The organism is Caulobacter sp. S45, from assembly GCF_903642205.1.
Lineage (GTDB): Bacteria > Pseudomonadota > Alphaproteobacteria > Caulobacterales > Caulobacteraceae > CAHJWH01.
Window position 1 is genome coordinate 1 of record NZ_CAHJWH010000001.1, and the last position, 18,709, is coordinate 18,709.

22 protein-coding genes are annotated in these 18,709 nt (G+C 68.8%); 13 read left to right on the forward strand and 9 right to left on the reverse strand.

Going from position 1 to position 18,709, the window contains the following annotated elements; translation table 11 throughout:
• On the reverse strand, window positions 1-385 hold a 385-nt coding region (locus tag HUV06_RS00005; RefSeq protein ID WP_371810921.1), incomplete at its 3' end, for an NAD(P)-dependent oxidoreductase.
• Window positions 366-1,010 (reverse strand): NTP transferase domain-containing protein, encoded by a 645-nt coding sequence (locus tag HUV06_RS00010; protein WP_174299215.1) that lies wholly within the window; start codon window positions 1,008-1,010, stop codon window positions 366-368. The genes HUV06_RS00005 and HUV06_RS00010, both read right to left, overlap by 20 nt.
• Window positions 1,011-1,049: 39 nt before the next feature.
• Here HUV06_RS00010 and moaA point away from each other — a divergent pair, with 39 nt between their 5' ends.
• From moaA to HUV06_RS00065, 11 genes are all read left to right on the forward strand, one after another.
• Window positions 1,050-2,114, forward strand: coding sequence for a GTP 3',8-cyclase MoaA (gene moaA / locus HUV06_RS00015; RefSeq protein WP_174299286.1), 1,065 nt, complete (start codon window positions 1,050-1,052; stop codon window positions 2,112-2,114).
• A gap of 2 nt (window positions 2,115-2,116) precedes the next feature.
• Window positions 2,117-2,356, forward strand: a complete 240-nt coding sequence (locus HUV06_RS00020) for a MoaD/ThiS family protein (RefSeq protein WP_174299216.1) — start codon at window positions 2,117-2,119, stop codon at window positions 2,354-2,356.
• A complete protein-coding gene (locus tag HUV06_RS00025) occupies window positions 2,356-2,841 on the forward strand; it encodes a molybdenum cofactor biosynthesis protein MoaE (protein WP_174299217.1) in 486 nt (161 codons plus the stop codon). Before HUV06_RS00020 ends, HUV06_RS00025 begins: the two co-directional genes overlap by 1 nt.
• Window positions 2,838-3,416: a molybdenum cofactor biosynthesis protein B gene (gene moaB, locus HUV06_RS00030; RefSeq protein ID WP_174299218.1), complete on the forward strand. Its 579-nt coding sequence runs from the start codon at window positions 2,838-2,840 to the stop codon at window positions 3,414-3,416. Before HUV06_RS00025 ends, moaB begins: the two co-directional genes overlap by 4 nt.
• On the forward strand, window positions 3,413-3,898 hold the full coding sequence (moaC, locus tag HUV06_RS00035; RefSeq protein ID WP_174299219.1) for a cyclic pyranopterin monophosphate synthase MoaC: 486 nt from the start codon (window positions 3,413-3,415) through the stop codon (window positions 3,896-3,898). Before moaB ends, moaC begins: the two co-directional genes overlap by 4 nt.
• A 164-nt stretch (window positions 3,899-4,062) precedes the next feature.
• Window positions 4,063-5,280, forward strand: a complete 1,218-nt coding sequence (locus tag HUV06_RS00040; protein ID WP_174299220.1) for a molybdopterin molybdotransferase MoeA — start codon at window positions 4,063-4,065, stop codon at window positions 5,278-5,280.
• A 48-nt stretch (window positions 5,281-5,328) separates the two neighbouring features.
• Window positions 5,329-6,765 (forward strand): protein adenylyltransferase SelO family protein, encoded by a 1,437-nt coding sequence (locus tag HUV06_RS00045; protein WP_174299221.1) that lies wholly within the window; start codon window positions 5,329-5,331, stop codon window positions 6,763-6,765.
• Between the two features lie 96 nt (window positions 6,766-6,861).
• Window positions 6,862-7,440 carry a Dps family protein gene (locus HUV06_RS00050; RefSeq protein WP_174299222.1) on the forward strand — a complete coding sequence of 193 codons (579 nt, stop codon included), beginning with the start codon at window positions 6,862-6,864 and terminating at the stop codon, window positions 7,438-7,440.
• 100 nt (window positions 7,441-7,540) lie between these two features.
• A complete protein-coding gene (yaaA, locus tag HUV06_RS00055) occupies window positions 7,541-8,314 on the forward strand; it encodes a peroxide stress protein YaaA (protein ID WP_174299223.1) in 774 nt (257 codons plus the stop codon).
• 26 nt (window positions 8,315-8,340) lie between these two features.
• Complete coding sequence (locus HUV06_RS00060) at window positions 8,341-9,015, forward strand: SDR family oxidoreductase (protein ID WP_174299224.1); 675 nt, start codon at window positions 8,341-8,343, stop codon at window positions 9,013-9,015.
• Window positions 9,016-9,095: 80 nt separating this feature from the next.
• Window positions 9,096-9,518: a hypothetical protein gene (locus HUV06_RS00065; RefSeq protein WP_174299225.1), complete on the forward strand. Its 423-nt coding sequence runs from the start codon at window positions 9,096-9,098 to the stop codon at window positions 9,516-9,518.
• A gap of 9 nt (window positions 9,519-9,527) precedes the next feature.
• On the opposite strand, the gene HUV06_RS00070 is transcribed toward HUV06_RS00065, so the two are convergent.
• From HUV06_RS00070 to HUV06_RS00080, 3 genes are all read right to left on the reverse strand, one after another.
• On the reverse strand, window positions 9,528-9,734 hold the full coding sequence (locus HUV06_RS00070) for a DUF3126 family protein (RefSeq protein ID WP_174299226.1): 207 nt from the start codon (window positions 9,732-9,734) through the stop codon (window positions 9,528-9,530).
• Window positions 9,735-9,826: 92 nt separating this feature from the next.
• A complete protein-coding gene (gene cysE / locus HUV06_RS00075) occupies window positions 9,827-10,654 on the reverse strand; it encodes a serine O-acetyltransferase (RefSeq protein ID WP_174299227.1) in 828 nt (275 codons plus the stop codon).
• A 16-nt stretch (window positions 10,655-10,670) separates the two neighbouring features.
• A complete protein-coding gene (locus tag HUV06_RS00080; RefSeq protein ID WP_174299228.1) occupies window positions 10,671-11,327 on the reverse strand; it encodes an NUDIX hydrolase in 657 nt (218 codons plus the stop codon).
• Between the two features lie 199 nt (window positions 11,328-11,526).
• Between HUV06_RS00080 and HUV06_RS00085 the strand changes: the two genes are divergently transcribed.
• Window positions 11,527-12,057, forward strand: a complete 531-nt coding sequence (locus HUV06_RS00085) for a nitroreductase (protein ID WP_254600795.1) — start codon at window positions 11,527-11,529, stop codon at window positions 12,055-12,057.
• Between the two features lie 250 nt (window positions 12,058-12,307).
• Here HUV06_RS00085 and HUV06_RS16400 read toward each other — a convergent pair whose 3' ends face one another.
• Window positions 12,308-12,430, reverse strand: coding sequence for a hypothetical protein (locus tag HUV06_RS16400; protein ID WP_256429981.1), 123 nt, complete (start codon window positions 12,428-12,430; stop codon window positions 12,308-12,310).
• 176 nt (window positions 12,431-12,606) lie between these two features.
• Here HUV06_RS16400 and HUV06_RS00090 point away from each other — a divergent pair, with 176 nt between their 5' ends.
• The gene (locus tag HUV06_RS00090; protein ID WP_174299230.1) at window positions 12,607-14,802 is read left to right on the forward strand and encodes a TonB-dependent receptor; all 2,196 of its coding nucleotides are present in this window, start codon (window positions 12,607-12,609) and stop codon (window positions 14,800-14,802) included.
• Between the two features lie 191 nt (window positions 14,803-14,993).
• Here the strand turns inward: HUV06_RS00090 and HUV06_RS00095 are convergent, their stop codons facing one another.
• From HUV06_RS00095 to HUV06_RS00105, 3 genes are all read right to left on the reverse strand, one after another.
• Entirely contained in the window at window positions 14,994-16,331 is a 1,338-nt protein-coding gene (locus HUV06_RS00095) for an AAA-associated domain-containing protein (RefSeq protein WP_174299231.1), read from the reverse strand.
• Between the two features lie 10 nt (window positions 16,332-16,341).
• Window positions 16,342-18,090 carry an ABC transporter permease subunit gene (locus tag HUV06_RS00100; protein ID WP_254600797.1) on the reverse strand — a complete coding sequence of 583 codons (1,749 nt, stop codon included), beginning with the start codon at window positions 18,088-18,090 and terminating at the stop codon, window positions 16,342-16,344.
• A 246-nt stretch (window positions 18,091-18,336) separates the two neighbouring features.
• Window positions 18,337-18,663 carry a hypothetical protein gene (locus HUV06_RS00105; RefSeq protein WP_174299232.1) on the reverse strand — a complete coding sequence of 109 codons (327 nt, stop codon included), beginning with the start codon at window positions 18,661-18,663 and terminating at the stop codon, window positions 18,337-18,339.
• Window positions 18,664-18,709 lie beyond the last annotated feature (46 nt).

Sequence of the window (18,709 nt, forward strand, 5' to 3'; positions counted from 1 at the left end):
GCCGGAGCTCCGCGGCCAGCAGCGGTGCGGCGCCGCCCGTGGCGACCGCGGCGACGATAGCGCCCCGGTCCACGATGGCCGGGGTGTTGAAGTCGCAGAGCTCGGGCCGGTCCACCACGTTGACCAGGGCGCCGGCTGCGCGCGCCGCCGCCGCCGCCTGAACGGCCTCGTTGCCCGGAACGGCGATGAAGGCCAGGCGAGCGTCGGCATAGGCCTGCGGCAGGGCCGCTTCAGACCGGGCGATGCACCGCAGGGTGGCGGGAGAGCCTTCGAACAGGCGCGCCTTGGCGTCCGCGGGCTCACCTTCCCCGGCTACGGCGATGGTCAGGCCGGCCAGCGGAAAGGCGGCGGGGAAGACCTCCACCTCAGCCGGTCCCGATCGCATGCAAGGCTTCACGGGTGTCCACGTCGAACAGCACCCCGCGGTCCTGCACAGCCAGGCGGACGAAGCGTTCTCCCTGCGACTCCATAAGAGCGCGGGCGCCGCGGTCGCCCGTCAGCCGCATGGCCGCCGGGAACAGCTCGACGCCGAGCAGGGCGGGATGACCGGGCTCGTCCTCCAGCACAGGGGCGACAGCGACGACGCCCGGGTCGAGGGCGTGCGCCAGCCGCTGAGCGAGCCCCGAGGGAATGTTTGGCATGTCGCCAAGGAAGATGAACGCGCCCCGGCTGTGGGGCGACACGACGGCCAGGCCTGCCCGCAGCGAAGCCGACAGCCCGTCACTCCAGCCCGGAGCGCGCATCGTCCGGAGGCGCGCTCCCTGGCCGCGAGCTCGCGAAAATGCTTCCGCAGCCGGCGCGACCTTGGGATCGGAACCGGTGACCACGATGATCTCGTCAACGGGAGCGGCGAAGGCCGCGCGCAACGCCCCGTCCAGCAGCACGCCGCCCCGAAAGGGCGTAGTGAGCTTGGCGCCCCCGAACCGCCGTCCGGCGCCGCCGGCGAGGACAAGCGCGCTGAAACCGGTCGGCTCAGGGACGTTAAGGCGATCCACGCGTTTGACCGGCATACACGGATGTCCATCTATGGGGTCCGGGCCGGCGGACGCATGACACCTTACGACATCCTCGATCAGCCCATAAGCGGCCTGCGCTTCGGCGAGGGCCTGCCCGCGCCTGCGCCGCTGCTGGACGGCCACCGCCGCCGCATCGACTATGTGCGCGTCTCGGTGACCGACCGCTGCGACCTGCGCTGCACCTACTGCATGCCCGAGCGGATGCAGTTCCTGCCCCGGGCCGAGGTGCTGAGCCTGGAGGAGCTGGACCGGCTCTGCACCCTGCTGGTTGCGATGGGCATGACCAAGCTGCGCCTGACCGGGGGCGAGCCGCTGGTGCGCAGGGGGTTCATCAGCCTGGTGGACAGCCTCTCGCGGCACCTTCGCAGCGGCGCCCTGCACGAGCTGACCCTGACCACGAACGGCACGCGCCTGGCCGAGGTGGCGGACGACCTCGCCCGCTGCGGCGTAGGGCGGGTCAACGTCTCGCTCGACACCCTCGACCCCGCCACCTACCGCCGCCTGACCCGCGGCGGCGATCTCGCCAGGGTCATGGCCGGTCTGGACGCCGCCCAGGCAGCAGGCCTGAAGGTGAAGATCAACGCCGTGGCGCTGAAGGCCGACAACCTGGCCGACATCCCCGCCATGGTCGCCTGGGCTCATGGGCGAGGCCTGGAGCTGACCTTGATCGAGACCATGCCGCTCGGAGCCATGGAAGAAGATCGCACTGACCAGTACGTGCCCCTCGGCCAAGTTCGCGACACCCTCGCCGCCATCTGGACCCTTACCCCCGACGCCCACGTCACCGGCGGCCCGGCCCGCTATGTCCGGGTGGCGGAGACGGGCGGCCGGGTGGGCTTCATCACCCCGCTCAGCCACAGCTTCTGTGACACCTGCAACCGGGTCCGCGTGACCTGCACGGGCACGCTGCACACCTGCCTCGGCCAGGACGACGCCACCGACCTGCGCGGCCTGCTGCGCGCCTATCCGAACGACGACGCCCCAGCGCGTGAAGCGGTGCTGGGCGCCCTGGCCACCAAGCCCAAGAGCCACGACTTCGTCATCGCCCGGGGCTCGGCGCCGGCGGTGGCGCGGCACATGTCCACCACGGGCGGCTGAGCATGGCCCGGGTGCTGCTGTTCGGGGCGCTGGCCGATGTCGCGGGGTGGCGTGAGCGCGAGGTGGAGGCGACAGCGATCTCCAGCCTTCGCGCCCGCCTGGCCGCCGACGACGCGACTCTAGGCCAGGCGCTGCAGCGCCCCGGCGTGCAGGTGGCGCTCGACAAGGCGCTGACACGCGGCGACGCCCCGCTCGGCCCCACGACCGAAGTGGCCTTCCTGCCTCCGATGAGCGGCGGCTGATGAGCGTCCATCTTGAGACCGCACCGTTGCGCCCCGGCGAGATGCTGGACCGGTTCACCGCAGGCCGCAGCGAAACCGGCGCCATCGTCAGCTTCACCGGGCTCATGCGCGCGGAGCACGGCGCAGCCGACACGCTGTACCTGGACGCCTATCCCGGCTTTACAGAGGCCGAGATCGCCCGGACCGAAGCCGAGGCCCAGGCCCGCTTCGCCCTGCAGGACAGCCTGATCGTGCATCGCCATGGGGCCATCGCCCCAGGCGAGCCGATCGTCTTCGTGGCCACGGCCGCCGCCCACCGCCGAGCGGCGTTCGAGGCGGCGGACCACCTGATGGACTACCTGAAATCGCGCGCCCCATTCTGGAAGCGGAGTTCGGGACCGGCCGGCGCTTCGTGGATCGAACCCACCGCCCAGGACTTGGACGACGCGGCCCGCTGGGATGTGGTCCCTTGGGATGTCGCCCCCGCCGCCGAGGACGCTGGATGAACGCTCACCTCCCGCCCCCGCCCGAGCCCTCCGCCCTGCCCAAGGACGCCGGCGGCCGCTACGACCAGACCAAGCCTTTCAAGCCGGTGCGGATCGCGGTGCTCACCGTCTCCGACACCCGCGACGAGGAGAGCGACACCTCCGGCGACCTCCTGGCCGGCCGCATCGCAGGCGGGGGCCACGAGGTCGCCGGACGCGCCATCGTGCGCGACAACGTGGACGCCATCCGCGCCCAGGTGAACGCCTGGATCAACGCCGGCGTGGAGGTGGTGATCACCACCGGGGGCACCGGCATCACCGGGCGGGACGTGACGCCCGAGGCGCTTGAACCCCTCTTCGATAAGCGGCTGGATGGGTTCTCGGTGGTGTTCCATATGGTCAGCTATGCGGCCATAGGGCTATCTACGCTGCAGTCCAGGGCCACCGCAGGCCTAGTTCGCGGCGCCTTCGTCTTCTGCCTGCCGGGGTCGAACGGGGCGGTGAAGGACGGCTGGTCGGTGATCGCGCCCCAGCTCGACAGCCGTCATGGCCCCTGCAACATGGTGGAGCTGATGTCGCGGCTACTGGAGCGGTGAGCCCCCTCACGCCGCACCTCACCCACCTCGACGCCGAGGGCCGCGCACGAATGGTGGACGTGTCGGACAAGGCGGCCACAGCCCGCGAGGCGGTGGCCGAAGGCTTTGTCCGCATGGCGCCGGCGACCCTGGCGCTCGCTCGCACCGGATCTGGTCGGAAAGGCGACGTGCGCGCCGTGGCCGAGATCGCCGGTGTCATGGCTGCCAAGAGAACTTCGGACCTGATCCCGCTCTGCCACCCGCTCGCCCTGTCCAAAGTGGAGGTGGCGGTCGGCGAGGCGACGGACGGTTCGGGCCTGCGGGTGACCGCAAACGTGCGCACGACCGGTCCGACCGGCGTCGAAATGGAGGCGCTGACCGCCTGCTCTGTGGCCTGCCTGACGCTCTACGACATGCTCAAGGCCGCCGACAGGGCCATGGTGATCGAGGGCGTGCGCCTGCTTGAGAAGACCGGCGGCAAGTCTGGGGACTATCGAGGGTGAGGCGAGGGCCTGCTGTCCTCCGCTGCACAGGTATGCAGGGAGACCGCACGAAGCGGGTCGGAGGGAGCGTCAGGGCCGGAACACGCGCCGTTGGCGGCCGCTGCGTCACGCAGTTGGCGCCCCGCGCCACGTTCCGCGTTTCAAAGGCTAGGGAGATCAGCGGCATGACGCAACTTAGGGACTTGCCCGTGGAGGAGGCCCGGGCGCGCATGCTGGGCGCCGTGTCACCCGGCGTACCGGAGCTGATCCTGCTGGATCGGCACGCGCTCGGCCGCGTGCTCGCCGAGCCCATAGCGGCGGTGCGCGACCAGCCGCCCTTCGATGCTTCCGCCATGGACGGCTACGCTGTGCCGCTTGAGGGCGTGTGGACCGCCGGGTTCCAGCTGATCGGTGAGAGCGCCGCTGGCCGACCCTATGCCGGCGCCGCGCCGCGGGCGGGCGAGACGGTGCGGGTGTTCACAGGCGCGAGCGTGCCCGAAGGCTGCGCCGTGGTGGTGCAGGAGCGCGCGAGCCGCGAGAGCGACCACGTCCGGTTCGAAGGCGCCCCACCCTCGATCGGCGCCCACGTGCGGGCGAGAGGCGGCGACTTCCGGCGGGGCGAGATCCTGCTCCCTGCGGGCGTTCGGCTGGACGCCTGGCGGCTGGCCCTGGCCGCGTCGGCCGGACGCGGCGAGGCGCTGGTCTTCCCCCAGCCTCGGGTCGCCATCCTGTCCACGGGTGAGGAGATCGTGCGAGCCGGCGCCGCGGATCCCTCGGATGCGCAGATCTTCGACTCCAACGGTCCCGCCCTGTCCACTCTGATCGCCCAGTGGGGTGGCCGGCCTGTGCCGCTTGATGCCGTGCGCGACAGCCAGGCGGCCATCCTGGCAGCCTTGGACGGCGTAGCGGCGGAGCTGATCGTCACCGTCGGCGGCGCGTCGGTAGGCGACTATGACCTGGTCAAGCCGGCGCTGGCGAAGCTCGGCCTGGAACTGCTGGTGGAGACAATTAGACTGCGTCCAGGCAAACCCACATGGTTCGGGACCCTGCCCAACGGCCAGCGGGTGCTCGGCCTCCCAGGCAACCCGGCCTCCGGCCTGGTGGCGGCGGAGCTGTTTCTACGGCCCTTGCTGGCCGCCTGGCAGGGCGTCGATCCCGCCTTCCCGCTGGAGCATGCCCGGTTGGCCGAACCGCTGGAAGCCACGGGGCCACGGGAGCACTGGATGCGGGCTCGGCTCGTTTCGCAGGCTGATGGATCGGTCAGCGCCCACACCTTCCCGGACCAGGACAGCTCCCTGGTCAGCGTCTTCGCCGCCGCGGACGCCCTGGTGCGCCGCCCCGCCGGTGCGCCGGCGCTCGCCTCAGGCGAGGTGGTGGAGATGCTGAGGCTGAAGCGATTGTAGCGTCAGGTCAGCCTTGCCCCGCCAAGCGCGACAGGCCACCTGCAAACCATGCCCGTCTCGCCCGCCTACCTTCCCGACCCTCAGTTTCCTACGCTGGGGCCGGAGTTCGCCGAGGTCGTGGCGCCGGCCGCCTTCCCGCAGACGATCTCACGCTTCCGCAACGACCGTGCGGCCGCGCGCGTCGGCCTGAACACCCTGACCGACGCGGAGTGGCGCGACGCCTTCGCCCTCTTCAAGCCGCTGCCCGGCAACCTCCCTGCACCGCTGGCCACCCGCTATCACGGCCACCAGTTCCAGGTTTACAACGCCGAGATCGGCGACGGCCGCGGCTTCCTCTACGCCCAGATGCGAGAGGACGGCGAGCCCGGCGGCCGGCTGCTGGACCTCGGCGCCAAGGGCTCGGGCCAGACACCCTTCTCCCGCTTCGGAGACGGGCGGCTGACCCTGAAGGGCGGTGTGCGTGAACTGCTCGCCACAGAGATGCTGGAGGCGCTGGGCGTGCCGACCTCCAAGAGCTTCGCCTTGTTCGAGACGGGTGAAGACCTGGAGCGCGGCGACGAGCCGTCGCCCACCCGGTCCTCGGTGCTGACGCGGCTGTCCTGGAGCAACATCCGCTTCGGCACTTTCCAGCGCCACGCCTTCTTCAACAAGCCGGCGCTGGTCGGCCAGCTCGTGGAGCACGTTGTCAGCCTCTACTATCCCGAAGTCGGCGGGGCGGAGATGGCGGAGAAGGCGCCTGCGCTGCTTCGGGCGGTGACCGCACGCATGGCGCACCTGTGCGCCCGCTGGATGGCGGCGGGGTTTGTGCATGGAGTGCTGAACACCGATAACATGAACATCAATGGCGAGAGCTTCGACTACGGCCCCTATCGCTTCCTGCCGAAGAACGACCCAAACTTCACGGCCGCCTATTTCGACCACCAGGGCCTCTACGCCTTCGGTCGCCAGCCGAGCGCTGTGTTCTGGAACCTGCAGCAGCTGGCCGGCTGCTTGGCGCTCGTCTGCGAGCAGGAGCCGCTGGTGGACGCCTTGAACACCTATGGAACGCAGTACCGGGACAACCTGGCCGAAGCCATCGTGCGCCGCCTGGGGCTGAAGCCGCTGACGCCACCCGACAACGGCGTGCTGGCCGCGATCGCCTTCAAGGCCTTGGCCGAGGGCGGGGACGCCCTGCGCTGGGAGCCCTTCTTCTTCGACTGGTTCGGCGGCCTGGCGTCAGCGCCACGGGCGCTACGGGGGCCTCGCGCCCACCTCTACGACACCGAAGCGTTCCGAGCGCTGCGCACCGGGCTGGAAGCCTTCGAGGCCCATCAGGAGGAGCGGCTGCAGCACCGCTACTTCCAGCGTTCAGACCCTCAAGAGCTGCTGATCGGGCAGATCGAGGCGCTCTGGGCGGCCATTGCGGAGCACGACGACTGGGCTCCGCTGCAGGCCAAGCTTCAAGGGATCGGCGAGGCTCGAGAGGCGATGGCGCTTGCGTCCTGACCGGAACCGGCCGGGTCGGCGTCGCGTTGTCGGCGCAATATCTCCCAGTGGCTTGCGGCTCGTCCGTACGCCTGCTCAACACCTTAGGAGCTTCCCATGGCCGATGGCGCCGTCGATGTCGCGCAGCCCGACTACAAGATCCAGCCCAACGAGATACAGGCCTTCGGCACCCTCAAGGAGCTGCCGATCGCCCTGGCTGAGAACGCCCGCGCCAAGAGCGTCGGCGCCCTGAACCAGATCCTGGTCGACACCATGACCATCCGGGACCTCTATAAGAAGCACCACTGGCAGGTGTCGGGCGTCACCTTCTACCAGCTGCATCTGCTGCTCGATAAGCACTATGAGGAGCAGGCTGGTTTCGTCGACGACATTGCCGAGCGGATCCAGTCCCTCGGCGGGCTGGCCTACGCCATGGCGCACGATGTGGCGGCGAACACCAAGATCCCCCGCCCGCCCTCCGGCCGGGAAGATGTGGCGACGCAGATTTCCAGGCTTCTCGAAGCTCACGAGATCATGCTGCGGGAAATCCGCGAAGCCGCGCACGAGGCCGCCGAGTACGGCGACGACGGCACCAACGACCTTCTGGTGTCGAGCCTGATCCGCACCCACGAGATGCAGGTGTGGTTCATCGGCGAGCATCTGGCCGCCACCCCGCTGCTGGCCAAGGACCGTTAAACGTCAGATTTTGGCCGGAGTTCGGGAGGGGCTCGACGCGTGCGTCGAGCCCCTTCTTCATGGGTATGGGCGGCTCCGGTAGTGGGAAAGCCATGGACTTATGCTGATCGCGCTTTCTCCCGCCAAGACCCTGGACTTGAGCCCGGTCCCGCCGGACCTGCCCGCCACCCGTCCGCTGTTCGCCAAGGACACTGCCGAGCTCGCCAGGATCGCTCGTACGCTCAGGCGCGCTGACCTGAAGCGACTGATGGGCATCTCCGACAAGCTGGCCGACCTGAACGTCGAGCGTTTTCACGCCTTCAAGGCCGGCGCCAGGGCTGTGGGCGTTCCGGCCGCCCTCGCCTTCGCCGGCGACGTTTATACCGGGCTGAAGGCCCGCGAGCTGGATGGCCCCGCACTGGACTGGGCGCAGGAGCGGCTGCGCATCCTCTCGGGCCTTTATGGTCTGTTGCGGCCGCTGGACATGATCCAGCCCTACAGACTGGAGATGGGGATCAAGCTGGCCAACCCGAAGGGTCCTGACCTCTACGCCTTCTGGCGTGAGAAGGTGACAAAGACGCTGCGCAAAGAACTGAAGGTTCACGCCGATCCCACCCTGGTGAACCTGGCGAGCCAGGAATATTTCGGCGCCGTGGACGCCAAGGTGCTGGGACGGCCTCTTGTCAGCTGCGCCTTCAAGGAACGGGCGGCGGACGGCGGGGTGCGCATGATCGCCCTGTTCGCCAAGCGTGCTCGCGGCGCCATGGCCCGCTACGCCATCGACCACCGCGTCGACCGCGCCGAAGGCCTGAAGGACTTCGACCGCGACGGCTACCGCTTCGCCCCCGAGCTGTCCAACGCGTCGGCATGGACCTTCACCCGCCCTGCGCGTTGAGCCGCCACATCCCTGAGGGTTCTCCCATGACCACCGTCCTGATCTCCGGCGCCAACCGCGGAATCGGCCTGGAACTCGCGCGACAGTATGCTGCCGACGGCGCGCGGGTGATCGCGGGTGTGCGCGACCCAGGCGCCGCCTTGGCGTTGAAGGCGATTTCGGGCGTAGAGGTGCATACGCTGGACGTGGCCGACGAGGCCTCCGTACAGGCCTTCCACCAGGCCGTGGGCGAACTGCCTGTGGACATCCTGATCGCCAATGCTGGGGTGGGCGGCGGCCGTTCGGTGCTGGGCGAACTGGATTTCGACCGCTGGCTGCAGACGCTCAACGTGAACAGCCTTGGGCCGGTGCGACTGGCCCAAGCCTTTCTGCCCAACGTGAAGGCGAGCGCAGACAAGAAGATGGTGGCCATCTCCAGCACGCTCGGGTCCACCTCCACCCACGCCGGCGACATGTTCGCCTACCGCGCCTCCAAGGCGGCCTTGAACAACGCCTGGGTAGGACTGGCGGCGGCGCTGAAGGGTGAAGGCCTCACCTTCCTATTGCTACATCCGGGCTGGGTCAAGACCGACATGGGCGGTGCAGGGGCGCAGATCACGCCTGCGGCGTCGGCCGAGGGCCTGCGAGAGCGGATTGCCGAGGCGGGCCCCGCCCTGTCGGGCCGGCTGTTCGCCTATGACGGCGAGCCGCTTCCCTGGTAGGGACGGCGCCGCTTCGGGGCGGTCAGCCAGGGTGGACGGGTCGGCGGCCATGGTCTAGCCAGCGCTCAAGAGGACCCGTGATGATCGAAGAGCTTGTCCAACACGCGGCCCGCCATACCGGGCTGAGCCTCCAGCAGTCGCAGAGTGCACTCGCGGGATGCCTGTTTCTCATCGACAAGCACGGCGACCCCGCGAAGGTGAACACCCTGTTCGAGGCTGTGCCGGGCGCCGCGGAGCTGGCGCGCCAGGGCGGTATGCTGCTCGGAAAGGGCGGCGGCCTGATGGCGGGCCTGGTGTCCAAGGCCGGCGGAGCCGGCGGAGCGGCCATGTCGGACGGCATGGCGATGAACCAGCAGCTCACCCGCCAGGGGGTCACGATCTCCGACCTTCAGAAGATCCTTCCGCTCGCCATGGGCTGGGTCAAGCAGAAGACAGGCTCGGACCTGTTGCGCGACGTCCTGTCCTCCGTTCCTGGGCTGGGTCCCCTGCTGACCTCACATTGATGCGCTGGCTTAGGTCAGGTCCTCCGCGAGGATGGCCATCTCGAACATGAACGAGCCGTCCTCGTCCTCATCCTGGTAGACGACGCCGACGAACTCCTCGCCCACATAGACCTCGCAGCTGTCCTTCTGCTTCGGCCGTGGGCGCAGGCCGATGCTGGTGTTGGCAAAAGTGCGCTTCAGGTGCGCCTCGATACGCTTGAGGTCCTTGTCGTTCACGTCTTTCCGGCTCCTTCAGGTACGGGGCCGGGTCCTAGGCCCGATTGGCCCGCGGTGGAAGCCCGCCCGATCGCCGCTCTGAAACGCGCACCTCAGATCACGTAGTCGCCCAGCTCAGCCAGGGTATGGTCCATGGTTCGCGCCGGCTCCTCGCAGCTGGAGCAGTTCACCAGACGGGCCGGAACTCCAGCTGCCGTGCAATGGGAGGGAACAGGCTTCAGCACCACCGAACCCGCGGCGATCTTGGCGTAATCTCCAATCTTGATGGCCCCGAGCACCTTGGCGCCGGCCCCGATCAAGACACCCTTGCCGATTTTGGGATGGCGGTCGCCACGCTGGGCGCCGGTGCCGCCGAGCGTCACGCCATGCAGCAGGGAGACATCGTCGCCCACTGTCGCGGTCTCGCCGATGACGATGCCGGTGCCGTGGTCGATGAACACGCCTGAGCCGATGCGAGCCGCGGGGTGGATGTCCAGCTGGTACAGTTCCGACATCTTGCTCTGCAGGTGGTAGGCCATGGTCTCGCGACCCTGGGTCCACAGGTGGTGGGCGATGCGATGGGTCTGCAGCGCCTGATAGCCCTTGAAGAACAGGAACGGCTGCAGATAGCCCTTGCAGGCGGCGTCGCGCTCGAACACGGCCAGCATGTCGGCCCGCGCCGCCTCGATGAGGGTGGAGTCGGCGGCGTACGCCTCCTCGCAGATTTCGCGCAGGCTCATGGCTCGCAGCTCCTGGTCCCCGAGCTTGCGGGCGATCTGGTAGGCGAGCGAGCTGGTGATGTCGGTATGCGACAGGATTATCGCGTGCAGCATGGACGCCAGGCCGGGCTCCGTCGCCGCGACGCGCTCCGCCTGGTTGCGCAGCGCCGCCCAGATGGGAGGCGGGTCTTCGCGGGTGACCACTTCCAGCTGATGGGCCATGTTCGTCCGTCCGTCGCTATCGGCCGAGCAGGAGGTGAGCCAGGTCCGCCTCCAGTTCCCCCTCGGCCGCCATATGGTACAGCCTAAGGAGTCCCGCCACGGTAAGCGAGTCCTTCACGCGTCCCTCGACTGCAGCGTGGAGCGCCCGGCGGAAGGGGACGCGAGCCAGAGACAGCGCCTCGGTGGGGTCGCGCTCCACCTCGGCGGCGCCAAGGCCTGTCGCGAGATAGATGTAGGCGGTCTCGTCGCTGGAAGCGTTGGAGAGCTGCAGGGTCAAGATCAGATCCAAGCGCGCGGCGGACAGGCCCGCCTCCTCGCGCAGCTCGCGCCGGGCGCCGTCGATCGCGGGTTCAGGCAAGGGCGCGCCCCCTTCCGGCAGCTCCCAGCTGTAGGTCCCGAACGGAAAACGCCATTGGCCCACAAGAGTTATCGTTCCGTCCTCGTGCAGCGGGATCACGCCCGTGGCGGCGTTCTTGTAGCGCAGGGCGTAGTAGGTGGCCTCCGCGCCTGTAGGCGCGACGCCGGCATAGACGTCGGCGGCAAACCAGGGATTGTCGTGGACGCACTCCGGCGCTTCGGACTGCCAGGGGGAACCGCAGGGGTGTAGCCAGGCGTCGGCCGTGTCGCCTGATGAGGAAGTGGCGATGTGCGTGGGGAACGCGCTATCGGTCATCGTCACCTCGTCTCAGATCGACCGGCGCAAGGTTGCGCCCCCTGCGCTATAGCCGATAGCCGCCCGCGACCCCCTCGCGATTTATTGGAACGCCGTGATGCCGACCGAGACCTTGCTTGAAAGCGACCGAGGCGTGCCGATTGCACCTGAGTTCGGCGCGCGGTGTCCGGTCCGGCCGTCGTCGCAAACCCTGGCTTTGATGGCGAAGCGCCGCTCCGCCTCGGCTCAGACACTCCAGGCGCCTGGACCCGGCGCAGCCGAACTCGACGACCTGCTGCGCCTAGCCGCCCGGGTCCCTGACCACGGCAAGATGACGCCCTGGCGCTTCATCGTCATGGAAGGGTCCGCCAAGACGGGGCTGGTGGAGCGCCTGCGCGACCTCGCCGCCACTCAGGCCAATCCGGGCAAGGCGATGGCGGCGCTCGGCAAGATGTCTGCGCCGCCCGTGGCCGTGGCGGTGGTGTCGACCCCGCGCGAGGGCGGCCAGCCCGTCTGGGAGCAACAGATGTCGGCCGGCGCGGTCTGCATGAACCTGCTGCTGGCGGCCGAGGCCATGGGCTACGGCGCCAACTGGATCACCGACTGGTACTCCTACGATCCGGCCGCGAGGGCGTTGATGGGCGTGCGGGCTGGCGAGCAGGTGGCCGGCGTCGTCTATCTCGGCACACCGGGCGAAGACCCGCTGGAGCGGGTGCGCCCCGACATGGCTTTGTTGGTGAGCCGGCTCTAGCGCTTTCTCCACCCTTGGGCGGTGGGAGGGAGGTTACGGCATGCGCGATCGAGGTCGCTATTCGGCGTTGTCGTAGTGCAGATCAGGAACAACCCGGCGTGGTCCTGGCCGACGCCTCGGGAGACGGCGCAGACGCTCAGGCTCGGGACGCGAAGGGCCAGCCCGACGGCCTCCCGGAAATCCAGCGGCTTAGACGGTTGGCGGCTTGGTGGCCCGTCGGCGGCGTAGACCGGGATCAGGTCGTAGGCCTTCACCGGCCCGCCCGCAGCAGCAGCCCGTAGACCCGCGCCCGCGAGGCGGCCCACTTCTCGCCTTCTTGAGCTGCGATCTCCGACCCGTGAGCGAGCGAGGCGCGCAGAGTGGCCTCGCTCACCGCGGGCTCAGCGGCATGGGCGCATGTGCTGTCCATGCCACTAGGCTGGGCAAGTGCGAGCCGGGACGCAAGCCCGGCGTACGCCCCCTTGACCCGGGGATGCGAGCCCCGTATCGGCGTCTGCAGCGAAGGCGTTACAATGTAACACGCGCGCTGTCCTACGAAGTGGAACGTCCATGAAGCTGAAGATCGGGCTGCTCGCGGCCGTGAGCGCACTGGGGTGCGTCACAACGGCGGTCGCCCAGGTGGACCCCGCCACCCCGCAGTCCAGCCAGGTGAAGCCCGGCCCCGCGGCTGTCGGCGCATCGCCGCCAGCGGGCGCGGTCTCGGAGGTGGTGGTCACCGCCCAGCGGCTGAACGCGGCGCGGCTTGCCATCGAGCCGAGCCTCGGCGCCTCGACCTACACCGTCAACAATGCGGCCATCCAGGCCCTGCCCGGCGGCGACGACCAGCCGCTGAACGACGTGATCCTGCAGCTGCCCGGCGTGGTGCAGGACAGCTTCGGCCAGTTCCACGTGCGCGACGACCACAACGGCATCCAGTACCGCATCAACGGGACGATCCTGCCTGAGGGCATCAGTGTGTTCGGCCAGACGCTCTCGCCGCGTCTAGTGGACAGCCTTAGCCTGATCACCGGCGCCCTGCCCGCCCAGTACGGGCTGGAAACCGCCGGCATCATCGACGTGACCACCAAGAGCGGGCTGAAGAACGGTGGCGCGATCTCGCTCTATGGCGGCAGCCACGGGACCTATGAGCCGAGCCTGGTCTATGGCGGCTCCGGCGGTGGGACCAACTTCTTTGTCTCCGCGGAGTTCAAGCGCACCCAGCTCGGCATCGAGAGCCCGGACGGCAGCTCCACTCCTGACCACGACCGGGCGGATGAAGGCAACGTCTTCGTCTACGCCGACCACATCCTGACCCAGCAGGACCGGGTGTCCTTCATCGGCGGCTATTCCGACGACCGCTTCCAAATCCCCGACACGCCGGGCCTGGGTCCGGCGAACGGTTTCGCCGTCGGCTCGGTCACCGACTATCCGAGCACGCTTCTGAACGAGACCCAGCGCGAGACCACCGGCTTCGCCATCGGCAGCTGGCTGCACGACCAGGGGCCGTTCACGGTGCAGACCTCGGTGTTCAGCCGCTATTCCACGCTCGACTTCCGTCCCTCGCCCGTGGGCGATCTTCTGTATACCGGCATCGCCCAGAACGCCTTCAAGCGCGACGTGGCGTTGGGAGTGCAGACCGAGGGCGTCTACCGCGTGACGCCTGCCCATACGCTGCGCGGCGGGATCATCATCCAGGGTGACCGAGGCACGAGCGACACCGTCTCCCAGGTGCTGCCCGTATTACCCGACGGCACGACGGGGACCACCCCGGTACTCATCGCCGACAACGGCGGCAAGACGGAATACACCTACAGCGTCTACCTGCAGGACGAGTGGAAGCTGCTCTCCAAGCTGACCCTGAACTACGGCCTGCGCGGCGACGACGTGAACGGCTACCGCGACGAGAAGCAGCTCTCGCCGCGGGTCAACCTGGTCTGGCTGCCGACGCCGCAGACCACGCTGCACGCCGGCTACGCCCGCTACTTCAACCCGCCGCCGTTCGAGCTGGTGGGCACCGAGACGGTGTCCAAGTTCCAGAACACCACCGGCGCCTCGACCCTGACCCAGGACACCACACCCTTCGCCGAGCGGCAGCAGTATTACGACATCGGCGGCGAACAGAAGCTGCTGGACCGCCGGCTGACGCTGGGCGTGGACGTCTTCTACCGCCAGTCGCACAACCTGATCGACGAGGGCCAGTTCGGCGCGCCCATCATCCTGACGCCGTTCAACTATCTACGGGGCATCATCTTCGGACAGGAGTTCACGGCCAACTACACGCAAGGCCCGCTCAGCGCCTATTTTAGCTTCACCCACCAGCGCGCGCAGGGCAAGGACATCGACTCCAGCCAATTCAGCTTCGACCCCGCGGAGCTGGCCTATATCGCGCGGAACTACATCTATCTCGACCACGACCAGACCTATACCGGCTCAGCCGGCGCCACCTACCTGATCCGCGACGGGGTGATCGGAGGCACGCGGTTCGGCTTCGACCTGCTGTACGGCTCGGGTCTGAGGCGCGACCAGACCGCCGCCGACGGGACCGACATCCCCAACGGCGACCACGTGGCGAGCTACCTCACCGCCAACCTCACGGCCTCTCACCACTTCGACTTGCCGCTGACCGGGGTCGTGGACGTGCGGGTGGACGTGGTGAACGTCGGCGACAAGCTCTACGAGATCCGCGACGGCACCGGAGTTGGCGTCGGCGCGCCCCAGTTCGGCGCGAGGCGCGGGGTCTTCGGCGGCATCACCAAGTCGTTCTGAAGCTGTTCTCCTCCCCTGCGCAGCGGGGGTTTGAGCGCGAAGGCGCTCATGGGCGCGGCGCATGGCGCCGTGACGGAGGGGGCGTCCCCGGTGGGTTGGTACACCGGAACCGGCGACGCCCCCTCACCAGGCTTCGGCTGGTCCCCTCCCCCCGCTACGCATGGGGAGAGAAGAAGGGATCAACCCAACCCCTACTCCGGGTTTTCCAGGCTGAAGGCCCGGGATTGCTCGTCATAGGAGAACAGCTCCGCGTAGCGGCCCCAGCTGATCGCCGCGTCCATGGTCTCGTCGGCGTAGTCCTCGCTCATCACGTCCTCCAGCTGCTCTGAGAAGCGGCGATAAGGGGCTGTGTGGGTGGGCCGTTCGTCCAGCACCCGGCGGATCAGGGCGACGATGGGGACGTGGGCCACCAGCTGGCGGCCGAACAGGCGCTTCCTGGTGTCGCTGTCGCCATCGACGAACTGGCGTCCGGCGTCGCTGAGCGTGATGTCGCCGTGCGCCACCTCGGCGAAGCGCATCAGCTGCAGCGACTCCGCCAGCGGGAACAGCTCATCGATCTCCATCTGCAGATCGTCGGCGATCTCGGGCAGGTCGGCGCGGCCGTTGAAGGGCGGCTTGGCCAGTTCCTCCATCAGGCCGGCGAGCAGGTTGGTGGAGACGCTGGCCAGCCCCATGCCGACGCCCTGGCTGGCGGCGCTGTCGGGTGTGGGCTGCTCGGCCTTCAGCTTGGGGTCGGAGGGATTGGTCATGCGGCCGTAGATGTCGTCCACCAGCTGGCGGAAGGCGGGCTCGCCCCGGTCGCGGGGGTGGGCGAGCTCGACCCGAATCTCGTGGGCGATGCGGCCAGGGTTGGAGGCGAAGATGATGATGCGGTCGCACATCAGGACCGCCTCCTCGATGTTGTGGGTCACCAGCAGGATGGAGGACAGGGGGAGCTTCTTCTCCTGCCACAGCTCCACCAGGTCGGTGCGCAGGGTCTCGGCGGTGAGCACGTCGAGCGCGGAGAAGGGCTCGTCCATCAGCAGCAGCTCGGGATGGACCACCAGCGCGCGGGCGAAGCCGACCCGCTGGCGCATGCCGCCGGAGAGCTCGCGCGGATAGGCCGACTCGTAGCCGTCGAGCCCGATCAGGTCGATGGCCGCCACGGAGCGCGAGCGGCGTTCGGCCGCCGGCACGCCGAGCGGCTCCAGCCCGATCTCCACGTTCTCCAGCACCGTCAGCCAGGGAAAGAGCGCGAAGCTCTGGAACACCATGGCGATGCCCTGGGACGGGCCGGTGACCGGCCGGCCGCGCCAGCGCAGCTCTCCCGCCACGGGGCGCGCGAGCCCTGCGATGATGCGCAGCAGGGACGACTTGCCCGAGCCCGAGCGGCCGAGCAGGCCCACGATCTCGTTCCCGCGCAGGTCGAGGTTGATGTCCTCCAGCACCAGCAGGTCGTTGCCGGAGCCCTTGGAGTAGGACTGGCGGACGTGGCTGATCTCCAGCAGCGAGCGGCCGGTGGGGGCCTCGGCGACGGCTAAGTCTGTCATGACCCGCTCCTCAATCCATCCTCAACCGTTTGGCGGCGTAATTGAACAGCGGGCGCCAAAGCACCCGGTTGAACAGCACCACGAAGAGGCTCATCACCGCGGTGCCCAGCACCACCCGGGGGAAGTCTCCCCGCTCGGTGGACTGGAAGATGAAGGCGCCCAGGCCGCGGGCGACCAGCCGGGTGTGGCCCCAGTTGACCAGCTCGGCGATGGTTGAGGCGTTCCAGGCGCCGCCGCTGGCGGTGATCGCGCCGGTTACGTAGTAAGGGAAGATGCCCGGCAGCATCACCTTGCGCCACCAGCTCCAGCCCTTGACCCCGAAGCTCGAGGCGGCTTCGCGCAGGTCGTTGGGGAAGGCGCTGGCGCCGGCGATGACGTTGAACAGGATATACCACTGGGTGCCCAGGATCATCAGCGGCGACAGCCACACGTCCGGAGCCAGGTGGAAGTGCACGATGCCCACCACGACGACGGGGAAGAACAGGTTGTTGGGAAAAGCCGCCATGAACTGGGCCACCGGCTGCACCGCCTGGGTCCAGCGGGGCCGGAGCCCCACCAGGATGCCGATCGGCACCCAGATCAGGCTCGCCAGCACGATCAGGACCAGCACCCGCACCAGGGTCAGGCCGCCGAGGCCGATGACGGCCAGCACCTCGGCCGGACCCACCTCACGGCCAACGAAGGCCACGACCCTCCACGCCGCCCAGACACCCAGCAGCGCCAGCACGGTGTACCAGACATAGTCCGCGCCCCGGCTCGACCAGGCCTGGACCAGCCGGCGCGGCGGCGGGCGGACGCCGCCGACATGCACGCGGGTGAGCACTCCCGCAACGTTGGCGAACGGCATCCAGATGCGGCGGGCGAGCTGCGCTCTCTGGATGAAGTTCAATACCCAGGACTGCGGCGGCGCGCCCTGGCGGGAGGACAGCTCGACGGTGAACTTCTCCGACCAGGCCACCAGCGGGCGGAACAGCAACTGGTCGTAGGCCAGGATCACCAGACCCATGGCCAGGATGGCCCAGCCGATGGCGCCCAGGTTCTGCCGCGCGATCGCCAGCCCGACATAGGAGCCGATGCCGGGTAAGGCGATGGACACGTGGCCGACCGTCACCGCTTCCGAGATCACCACGAAGAACCACGCGCCCGACATGGACATCATGGCGTTCCAGATCAGGCCGGGCGCCGCGAACGGCACCTCCAGCACCCAGAACCGGCGCCAGGGCCCGAGCCTCAGGCTGTCGGACACGTCGCTGAGGTCGCGCGGCACGGTCTTCAGCGACTGGTAGAAGCTGAAGGTCATGTTCCACGCCTGGGCGGTGAAGATGGCGAAGATCGACGCCAGCTCGGCCCCGAACACCTGACCCGGGAACAGGGCCAGGAAGAAGGTGATCGTGAAGGACAGGAACGAGAACACCGGCACCGACTGCAGGATGTCCAACAAGGGGATCAGCACCTGCTCGGCCCGCCGGCTCTTCACCGCCAGCGCGCCGTAGGCGAAGGTGAACAGGGTGGAGCAGATGATGGCCGCCAGCATGCGCAGCGTCGTGCGCAGCGCATAGTTGGGTAGCACGCGCGGATCGAGGCTGATGGCCGGGCTGTGCGCCAGGGGCTGCAGCGTCTCGTGGCCGCCGATGGCGATGAGGGCGAGGCCGCCGATCACCAGGGCGAAGATCAGCGCATCCCAGACGCTGGGGACGAAGCGCCAGCTCTTGCGCATGTCCAGCAGGCGGACCGCGAGGAGGGGGTGAACGGTGGCCACGGCGTCCCCTCCCGTGATCGGCGCGAACAGGTGCGGGAGGGCGTCTAGCCAAGATCGGCGCGCCCGGCAATCTCGCCGGTGTGACGGCTCGCCACGAGGTGCGTCTCCCGCGCCTCACGCCATGGTGATTAGGTCACAGTGGAGACTCGGGCCAAGCTGTACGCCTTGGATGGAGGTCCAATCCCTGGCGTCCGCCGCCGGCCCCAAACGTCGCGGCGGACGCACACTTTCCGGCGCCGTTGATGATTATCTGCGAGCCGGATAGGCCTGAGCCGTGACCACCGGATGCGGCTGCGGTGTGGCGCCGGTCGCCGCAGCCAGGCCGGGCGCGGGCCTCGAACCCGTCGCCGGCTGTTGCCCCTCGACATCATCTTCGCGCATGTCAACCGCCGCCTTGTCCGCCTCGTAGGGGATCAGGTGCGCCGAGGAAGCCGGGCCCCCTGCGGCGGCGGCCAGCTCCGCATCCCGCTCGCCCTGGACCCCCGCATCCTGCGCCTGGGAGATGCCGGCGCAGAGCAGCCCGCCGCCCAGCATCACACCGATCAGAGCCGCTCGTCCGGCGGTCCTACGCATTGGAAAACCCACCGGAACCTCCTTATATAGAAGACTTTGACGGGGC

Bases quoted from the DNA above. Each gene is read 5' to 3' on its own strand.
- HUV06_RS00040 (WP_174299220.1), top strand. From the start codon at position 4,063: ATGACGCAACTTAGGGACTTGCCCGTGGAGGAGGCCCGGGCGCGCATG.
- HUV06_RS00065 (WP_174299225.1), top strand. From the start codon at position 9,096: ATGATCGAAGAGCTTGTCCAACACGCGGCCCGCCATACCGGGCTGAGC.
- HUV06_RS00085 (WP_254600795.1), top strand. From the start codon at position 11,527: ATGGCGAAGCGCCGCTCCGCCTCGGCTCAGACACTCCAGGCGCCTGGA.
- cysE (WP_174299227.1), bottom strand. From the start codon at position 10,654: ATGGCCCATCAGCTGGAAGTGGTCACCCGCGAAGACCCGCCTCCCATC.
- HUV06_RS00105 (WP_174299232.1), bottom strand. From the start codon at position 18,663: ATGCGTAGGACCGCCGGACGAGCGGCTCTGATCGGTGTGATGCTGGGC.
- HUV06_RS00045 (WP_174299221.1), top strand. From the start codon at position 5,329: ATGCCCGTCTCGCCCGCCTACCTTCCCGACCCTCAGTTTCCTACGCTG.
- HUV06_RS00025 (WP_174299217.1), top strand. From the start codon at position 2,356: ATGAGCGTCCATCTTGAGACCGCACCGTTGCGCCCCGGCGAGATGCTG.
- moaA (WP_174299286.1), top strand. From the start codon at position 1,050: ATGACACCTTACGACATCCTCGATCAGCCCATAAGCGGCCTGCGCTTC.
- HUV06_RS00095 (WP_174299231.1), bottom strand. From the start codon at position 16,331: ATGACAGACTTAGCCGTCGCCGAGGCCCCCACCGGCCGCTCGCTGCTG.
- HUV06_RS00060 (WP_174299224.1), top strand. From the start codon at position 8,341: ATGACCACCGTCCTGATCTCCGGCGCCAACCGCGGAATCGGCCTGGAA.
- HUV06_RS00050 (WP_174299222.1), top strand. From the start codon at position 6,862: ATGGCCGATGGCGCCGTCGATGTCGCGCAGCCCGACTACAAGATCCAG.
- HUV06_RS00010 (WP_174299215.1), bottom strand. From the start codon at position 1,010: ATGCCGGTCAAACGCGTGGATCGCCTTAACGTCCCTGAGCCGACCGGT.
- HUV06_RS00020 (WP_174299216.1), top strand. From the start codon at position 2,117: ATGGCCCGGGTGCTGCTGTTCGGGGCGCTGGCCGATGTCGCGGGGTGG.
- moaB (WP_174299218.1), top strand. From the start codon at position 2,838: ATGAACGCTCACCTCCCGCCCCCGCCCGAGCCCTCCGCCCTGCCCAAG.
- yaaA (WP_174299223.1), top strand. From the start codon at position 7,541: ATGCTGATCGCGCTTTCTCCCGCCAAGACCCTGGACTTGAGCCCGGTC.
- HUV06_RS00090 (WP_174299230.1), top strand. From the start codon at position 12,607: ATGAAGCTGAAGATCGGGCTGCTCGCGGCCGTGAGCGCACTGGGGTGC.
- HUV06_RS00080 (WP_174299228.1), bottom strand. From the start codon at position 11,327: ATGACCGATAGCGCGTTCCCCACGCACATCGCCACTTCCTCATCAGGC.